The following is a 7,371-nucleotide window of genomic DNA, read 5'->3' on the forward strand; positions in this document are numbered from 1 at the left end:
TGCTTATATTTGTACCACCTGGTTAGTTTCGTCAATTGCATGGAGCCGCTGCAGCCGGATAGTGGGCGATAACCGGACGTTTTGCGCCATGGCCGGCATTCTCCGGATGACAGAATTGTAATGTTGCCGCCACCACCCCGATAAGCACGCCACCCTACAGTCCCTCGCCAACGCTCGCCGACGAGGACCTGTTTCGTGCCCCGCACCCATGCCATCCCCCGCAAGATCGCCTTGCTCAGCCTGCTATTGGCGGCCATCGGCACTGCCCAGGCCAGTGCCGGCCTGAGCCTGCCTGAAGCGCTGGCCGCCGCTTTTGCGCAAAACCCGGAACTCGCCGCCGCCGGCCGTGAAGTGGGTGTCGCCGAAGGCGAGCGGCGCCAGGCGGATTTGCTGCCCAACCCGGAGCTGTCCTGGGAGGCCGAGGACACTCGCCGCGATACCCGCACTACCACCATCACCCTGAGCCAGCCATTTGAACTGGGTGGCAAGCGCGGGGCGCGCGTCGCCGTGGCCACCACCGGCCAGGCCATCGCCCAGCTTGAGCTGGAGCGACAGCGCAATGGCTTGCGCGCCGATGTGGTACAGGCCTTTCACACGGCGCTGCGTGCGCAAACGGCGCTGGAACTCGCGCAGCAGTCGCAGGCGCTGACCGAGCGTGGCCTGCGTGTGGTGCAAGGGCGTGTTACGGCCGGCCAGGCTTCGCCGGTGGAGGCCACGCGCGCCCAGGTGCAGCTGGCCCAGGCACAATCTGAGGTACGCCGCGCCGCCTCGCAGCGCAGCGTCGCCTACCAGGCCTTGGCGCGGCTGACTGGTAGCCCGCTGGCGACCTTCGACCACCTGCAGGCAGCCAACCTGTCGCCGGGTGCCGCGCCCACGGCCGAGGCCCTGCTCGACAAGGTCGAGCAAACCGCCGAGTGGCGCCTGGCAGCGGCGCAGGTCGAACGCGGCGAAGCGTCGCTGGGTTCGGAAAAGGCCCAACGCATCCCCAACCTCACCGTCAGTCTTGGCAGCCAGTACAGCCGCGAGGACCGCGAGCGGGTCAATGTGGTCGGGCTGTCCATGCCGCTGCCGTTATTCGACCGCAACCAGGGCAACGTGCTGGTGGCTGCGCGCCGGGCCGACCAGGCACGTGACCTGCGCAACGCCGTCGAGCTGCGCTTGCGCAGTGAAACCCGCAGCGCCCTCAGCCAGTGGGCCACGGCCATGCAGGAGGTGCAGGCCTACGACCGCACCATCCTGCCCTCGGCGCAGCAGGCGGTGGACACCGCCACCCGCGGCTTCGAGATGGGCAAGTTCGCCTTCCTCGATGTGCTCGATGCCCAGCGCACGTTGATCGAGGCGCGCGGGTTGTACCTGGATGCATTGGCCGCGGCGACCGATGCGCGGGCCCAGCTCGAGCGGGTCTATGGCGACCTCGAAGGCAATTTGTGATTCGCAAAAAATCCAACAGCAGGAGCAACAATGGATAACCCACGCAAGATTGCCATGCTGGCTGTCGCCTTGGCCGTGCTTGGTCTCGGTGGCCTGGCCTGGACCGGCAACCTCGGCCAGGCCAGCAGCGGCGAAGCCCAACACGACGGGCATGGCGAAGACAGCCACGGCCACGCTGATGAACAGGCCGGCGAAGATCACGAAGACGAGGCGGGCCAACTGCACCTGTCCGACGCCCAGATCAAGGCAGCCGGCGTGCAGTTGGCGGCGGCCGGCCCTCGTGAGCTGGGCACCGCCATCAACTTCCCGGGTGAAATTCGCTTCGATGAAGACCGCACCGCCCACGTCGTGCCCCGTGTGCCTGGCGTGGTGGAGTCGGTGCAGGCCGACCTTGGCCAGGCGGTGAAGCGCGGCCAGGTGCTGGCGGTGATCGCCAGCCAGCAGATTTCCGACCTGCGCAGCGAACAACAGGCCGCGCAGCGCCGCCTGGAGCTGGCGCGCCTGACCTTCCAGCGTGAACAACAGCTGTGGCAGGAACGCATCAGTGCCGAACAGGATTACTTGCAGGCTCGCCAGGCGTTGCAAGAGGCGGAAATCGCCTTGGCAAACGCCCGGCAGAAGGTCGCGGCAGTCGGCCCGGCCGGCGCCGGTAACCGCTATGAATTGCGTGCCCCCTTCGATGCGGTGGTGGTGGAAAAGCACCTGACCGTGGGCGAGGTGGTCGACGAGACCAGCAATGCGTTCACCTTGTCCGACCTCAGCCGTGTCTGGGCGACGTTCGCCGTGGCCCCGCGCGATTTGAACAGAGTGGTCACCGGCCGCAGCGTCACGGTCAGTGCACCGGACCTGGGGGCCGAGGTCGAGGGCAAGGTCAACTATGTCGGCAGCCTGCTCGGTGAGCAGAACCGCGCCGCCACCGTGCGTGCCACCCTGGCCAACCCCAATGGCGCCTGGCGCCCTGGGCTGTTCGTGAACATCGCGGTCAGCGTCGAGCGCGCCGCCGCCGCGGTGGTGGTGCCGCAAAGCGCTCTGCAGACATGGGAGGCGCAGACCGTGGTGTTTGTCCGCACCGAGCAAGGCTTCGAAGCGCGCCCGGTGCAGACCGGCCGCCGCGACGCAGGCCAGGTGGAAGTCACCGCCGGGCTGGCGGCAGGCACCCAGGTTGCCACCGCCGGCAGCTTCGTCCTCAAGTCGGAGCTTGGCAAAGGTTCTGCCGAGCACAGCCATTGAAACCGGGAACGCATCCATGTTCGAACGCCTGATCCAATTCGCCATCGAGCAGCGCCTGGTGGTGATGCTTGCCGTGCTGTTGATGGCCGCAGTGGGCATCCACAGCTACCAGCAACTGCCGATCGATGCAGTCCCGGACATCACCAACGTCCAGGTGCAGATCAATACCGCCGCGCCCGGCTACTCACCGCTTGAGACCGAGCAGCGCATCACCTTCGCCATCGAGACGGCCATGGCCGGCCTGCCTGGCCTGAAGCAGACCCGTTCGTTGTCACGTTCGGGATTGTCCCAGGTCACGGTGATCTTCGCTGACGGCACCGACCTGTTCTTCGCCCGGCAACTGGTCAATGAGCGCCTGCAAGTGGCGCGGGAGCAGTTGCCCGAGGGCATCGAGGCGGGCATGGGGCCGATTTCCACCGGGCTGGGGGAGATCTTCCTGTGGACCGTGGAGGCCGAGGAGGGCGCGCTCAAGGACGACGGTACGCCCTACACCCAGACCGATCTGCGCGTCATCCAGGACTGGATCATCAAGCCGCAGTTGCGCAACGTGCCCGGGGTGGCCGAGGTCAACAGCATCGGTGGCCATGCCAAGCAGTACCTGATCGCGCCCGAGCCCAAGCGCCTGGCCGCCTACAAACTCACCCTCAATGACCTGATCGCGGCGCTGGAGCGCAACAACGCCAACGTCGGTGCTGGGTATATCGAGCGCAATGGCGAGCAGTTGCTGATTCGCGCACCGGGCCAGGTGGACTCCGCCGAGGACATCGCCAACATCGTCATTTCCAGCGTCGATGGCACCCCCATACGCGTCAGCCATGTCGCGCAGGTTGGGCTGGGCCAAGAGCTGCGCTCCGGGGCCGCGACCGAAAATGGCCGGGAGGTGGTACTGGGCACGGTGTTCATGCTGATCGGCGAGAACAGCCGCACGGTCTCCCAGGCGGTGGCGGCCAAATTGGTCGATATCAACCGCAACCTGCCCAAGGGGGTAGTCGCGGTCACCGTGTATGACCGTACCAACCTGGTCGAAAAAGCCATCGCCACGGTGAAGAAAAACCTCATCGAAGGCGCGATCCTGGTCATCGCCGTGCTGTTTCTGTTCCTGGGCAACATCCGCGCCGCGCTGATTACCGCCATGGTCATCCCGTTGTCGATGCTGTTCACCTTCACCGGCATGTTCAGCAACAAGGTCAGCGCCAACCTCATGAGCCTTGGCGCGCTGGACTTCGGCATCATCGTCGATGGCGCGGTAGTGATCGTCGAAAACGCCATTCGCCGCCTGGCCCACGCGCAGCAACGCCATGGCCGCATGCTGACCCGGGCCGAGCGCTTCCACGAGGTGTTCGCCGCCGCCCGTGAAGCACGCCGCCCGCTGATCTACGGGCAGTTGATCATCATGGTGGTGTACCTGCCGATCTTTGCCCTGACCGGGGTCGAAGGCAAGATGTTCCACCCCATGGCCTTCACCGTGGTCATTGCCCTGCTGGGCGCGATGATCCTTTCGGTGACCTTCGTGCCCGCAGCAATTGCGCTGTTCGTGACCGGCAAGGTCAAGGAAGAAGAAGGCCTGGTCATGCGCTCTGCGCGCCAGCGCTATGCTCCGGTGCTTGGCTGGGTGCTGGGCCGCCGCAAGCTGGCGTTCAGTGCGGCGGCGGTGCTGGTGCTGTTGTCCGGGGTGATGGCCAGCCGCATGGGCAGCGAGTTCATCCCCAGCCTCAGCGAGGGCGACTTCGCCCTGCAAGCCCTGCGTGTGCCAGGCACCAGCCTGACGCAGTCGGTGGACATGCAGCAGCGCCTGGAACGGGCGATCATTGCCCAGGTCCCGGAGGTGGAGCGCGTGTTTGCCCGTACCGGTACCGCCGAAATCGCCTCCGACCCGATGCCGCCGAACATCTCCGATGCCTACGTCATGTTGCGCCCGCATGCGCAATGGGCAGACCCGGGTAAATCGCGTGAAGCATTGATTGCCGAGGTGCAGCGCGCCGCCGCCAGTGTGCCGGGCAGCAACTACGAGCTGTCGCAACCGATCCAGTTGCGCTTCAACGAACTGATTTCGGGCGTGCGCAGTGATGTGGCGGTGAAGATTTTCGGCGATGACATGGACGTGCTCAACCGTACCGCCGCAGAGGTCGCCAGCAGCCTGCAGAACGTACCAGGTGCTTCTGAGGTGAAGGTCGAGCAGACCACGGGCTTGCCGGTGCTGACCATTGACATCGACCGCGACAAGGCTGCCCGGTATGGCCTGAACGTGGGCGACGTGCAGGACGCCATCGCCATTGCCGTGGGCGGGCGCACGGCCGGCACGTTGTATGAGGGCGACCGGCGTTTCGACATGGTGGTGCGGCTGTCCGAGGCCTTGCGCACCGATGTCGACGGGCTTTCCGGCCTGTTGATTCCGGTACCGGCCAGCAGCGCAGCCGGTGCTGCCCAGATCGGCTTCATCCCGCTGTCGCAGGTGGCGTCACTGAACCTGCAGCTGGGGCCGAACCAGGTCAGCCGTGAGGATGGCAAGCGCGTGGTGGTGGTCAGTGCCAACGTGCGCGGGCGCGACCTTGGATCGTTTGTGCGCCAGGCCGAACAGGCCCTGATCGAGCAGGTGCAGATCCCGCCCGGTTACTGGACGCGCTGGGGTGGCCAGTTCGAGCAGTTGCAGTCGGCGGCCGAGCGCCTGCAGGTAGTGGTGCCGGTGGCTTTGCTGCTGGTGCTGGCGCTGCTGCTGATGATGTTCAACAACCTCAAGGATGGCTTGCTGGTGTTCACTGGTATCCCGTTTGCTTTGACCGGGGGGGTACTGGCGTTGTGGCTGCGGGATATCCCGATGTCCATTTCGGCCGGGGTGGGCTTTATCGCCCTGTCGGGGGTGGCGGTGCTCAATGGCCTGGTGATGATCGCCTTTATCCGCAGCCTGCGCGAGGAAGGGCGCACCTTGCGCACGGCGGTCGAAGAGGGCGCGCTGACGCGCTTGCGGCCGGTGCTGATGACCGCGCTGGTGGCATCGCTGGGGTTCATTCCGATGGCGTTGGCGACCGGGACCGGGGCAGAAGTGCAGCGGCCGCTGGCGACCGTGGTGATTGGCGGGATCCTGTCGTCGACGGCATTGACGTTGCTGGTGCTACCGGCGTTATACCAGTGGGCGTATCGGCGCGATGAGGAGCAAGAAGGCTGAGAATGCCGGGGCCGCGAGGCGGCCCCACAAGCTCAAACGTGACTACGCGCTGCACCCTGCACGCCGTCGACGCCTGCCTCATCATGCAGTGAAATCCGCGACGTCTCCGGCAGCGCCAACCCGCCCACCAGCGCCACCAGTGCAATCACCACCAGGTAGAATGCCGGTGCCAGGCTGCTGCCGGTCTGCCCGATCAACCAAGTAGCGACCAATGGCGCAGTGCCGCCAAACAGCGTATACGCGACGTTGTAGGTGATCGCCGAGGCGGTGTACCGGGTCCGCGTCGGGAAGCTTTCCGACAGTAATGCCGCGGTCACCACGCCACTGCACAGCGCACCCACCGCCAGCAGAATCACCCCCAGCAGCGCCCCGAACAGCGAACCGGAACTGGCCAGCCAATACGCAGGGAACACGCAGATCATCACCCACAGGCAGGTAAAGCCAATGGTCTTGCGCCGCCCCACCCGGTCGGAAAACGCCCCAGCCAGCGGGCAGCCGACGGCGGCGAACAGCAAGGCCACGGTGGTTACCAGCAGCGACTGGGCGCGGGTCAGGTTGCCGACCAGCTGCAGGTAGGTGGCAAAGTAGGTGGTGAACATATAGAACGACAGCGCCGTCAGCGAGATGAACGCCCCCAGGTTGCGGATGGCCCGGCCATGGTTGCGCAGGGTCTCCTTGAGCGGTGAATGCTCATGTTCTTTGCCCTGTGCCACGGCTTCGCGGAACGCCGGGGTTTCCTCCATGCGCCAGCGCAGGTACAGGCCCACCAACCCCAGCGGGGCGGCGATCAGGAATGGCACGCGCCAGCCCCAGCTGCTCATGGCCTCGGCCGTCAGGCTGGCTTCCAGGCCATAGGCGATCACCGCCGCGCAGGCAAAGGCGGAAAAGGTCGAGACCGGCACGAAGCTGCCGTAGAACGCGCGCTTGTCGTTGGGCGCATGTTCCATCAGGTAGGCGCAGGCACCGGCGTACTCGCCGCCTGCCGAGAAGCCTTGCAGGCAACGGGCCAGGGTTAGCAGGACGGGGGCCGCCAGGCCAATGCTGGCATAGGTCGGCAGCAAACCGATCAAGGTGGTGGAGCCGGCCATCAACAAGATGGTCAGCGACAGAATGCGCTTGCGCCCAAGGCGGTCGCCCAGCGCGCCGAACACGACCCCGCCCAGCGGGCGCAGGGCAAACGCCACGGCAAACACGGCGAAGGTCTTGAGCAAGGCCACGCTGGCATCTTCACTGGCGAAGAACTGGCTGGCGATAAGGGTTGCGAGAAAGCCATAGACGGCGAAGTCGAACCACTCGACGAAGTTGCCGATGGCCGAGGCGGCGATCACCCGGCGCAGGGTGGCGGGGGATACCTCATGAGGTGTGGACATGCGGATGCTCTCCGGTTTCCATTGGCAGCCTGAATGAACGTGACACGGTCGGGCCGCGTCATCATTGTTGTGCTGTCCAGTAGAGCGGCGAGCGCCTGCGGGTGCTTCGTCGAGGGCGACATCGGGATACCTGTTTCAACCGTTCTGTAGGAGCGGCCTTGCGTCGCGAAAGGGCTG

General features: G+C 65.7%; 4 protein-coding genes. 3 read left to right on the top strand and 1 reads right to left on the bottom strand.

The window, feature by feature from the left end:
* The first annotated feature begins 213 nt into the window (after positions 1 to 213).
* The 3 genes from NP534_RS24505 to NP534_RS24515 are packed head-to-tail and all read left to right on the top strand — an operon-like array spanning position 214 to position 5,824.
* The gene (locus NP534_RS24505) at positions 214 to 1,431 is read left to right on the top strand and encodes a TolC family protein (protein ID WP_274100428.1); all 1,218 of its coding nucleotides are present in this window, start codon (positions 214 to 216) and stop codon (positions 1,429 to 1,431) included.
* A 30-nt stretch (positions 1,432 to 1,461) separates the two neighbouring features.
* Positions 1,462 to 2,661: an efflux RND transporter periplasmic adaptor subunit gene (locus NP534_RS24510; RefSeq protein WP_274100425.1), complete on the top strand. Its 1,200-nt coding sequence runs from the start codon at positions 1,462 to 1,464 to the stop codon at positions 2,659 to 2,661.
* A 16-nt stretch (positions 2,662 to 2,677) separates the two neighbouring features.
* Positions 2,678 to 5,824, top strand: coding sequence for a CusA/CzcA family heavy metal efflux RND transporter (locus tag NP534_RS24515; RefSeq protein WP_274100426.1), 3,147 nt, complete (start codon positions 2,678 to 2,680; stop codon positions 5,822 to 5,824).
* 32 nt (positions 5,825 to 5,856) lie between these two features.
* Here NP534_RS24515 and NP534_RS24520 read toward each other — a convergent pair whose 3' ends face one another.
* Positions 5,857 to 7,194 (bottom strand): MFS transporter, encoded by a 1,338-nt coding sequence (locus NP534_RS24520; RefSeq protein WP_274100427.1) that lies wholly within the window; start codon positions 7,192 to 7,194, stop codon positions 5,857 to 5,859.
* Positions 7,195 to 7,371 lie beyond the last annotated feature (177 nt).

Origin of the sequence: Pseudomonas sp. 39004, assembly GCF_028682155.1 — a bacterium.
Taxonomy (GTDB): Bacteria; Pseudomonadota; Gammaproteobacteria; order Pseudomonadales; family Pseudomonadaceae; genus Aquipseudomonas; species Aquipseudomonas capeferrum.

Coding starts and splice junctions, on each gene's coding strand:
- NP534_RS24510 (WP_274100425.1), top strand. CDS start 1,462: ATGGATAACCCACGCAAGATTGCCATGCTGGCTGTCGCCTTGGCCGTG.
- NP534_RS24515 (WP_274100426.1), top strand. CDS start 2,678: ATGTTCGAACGCCTGATCCAATTCGCCATCGAGCAGCGCCTGGTGGTG.
- NP534_RS24520 (WP_274100427.1), bottom strand. CDS start 7,194: ATGTCCACACCTCATGAGGTATCCCCCGCCACCCTGCGCCGGGTGATC.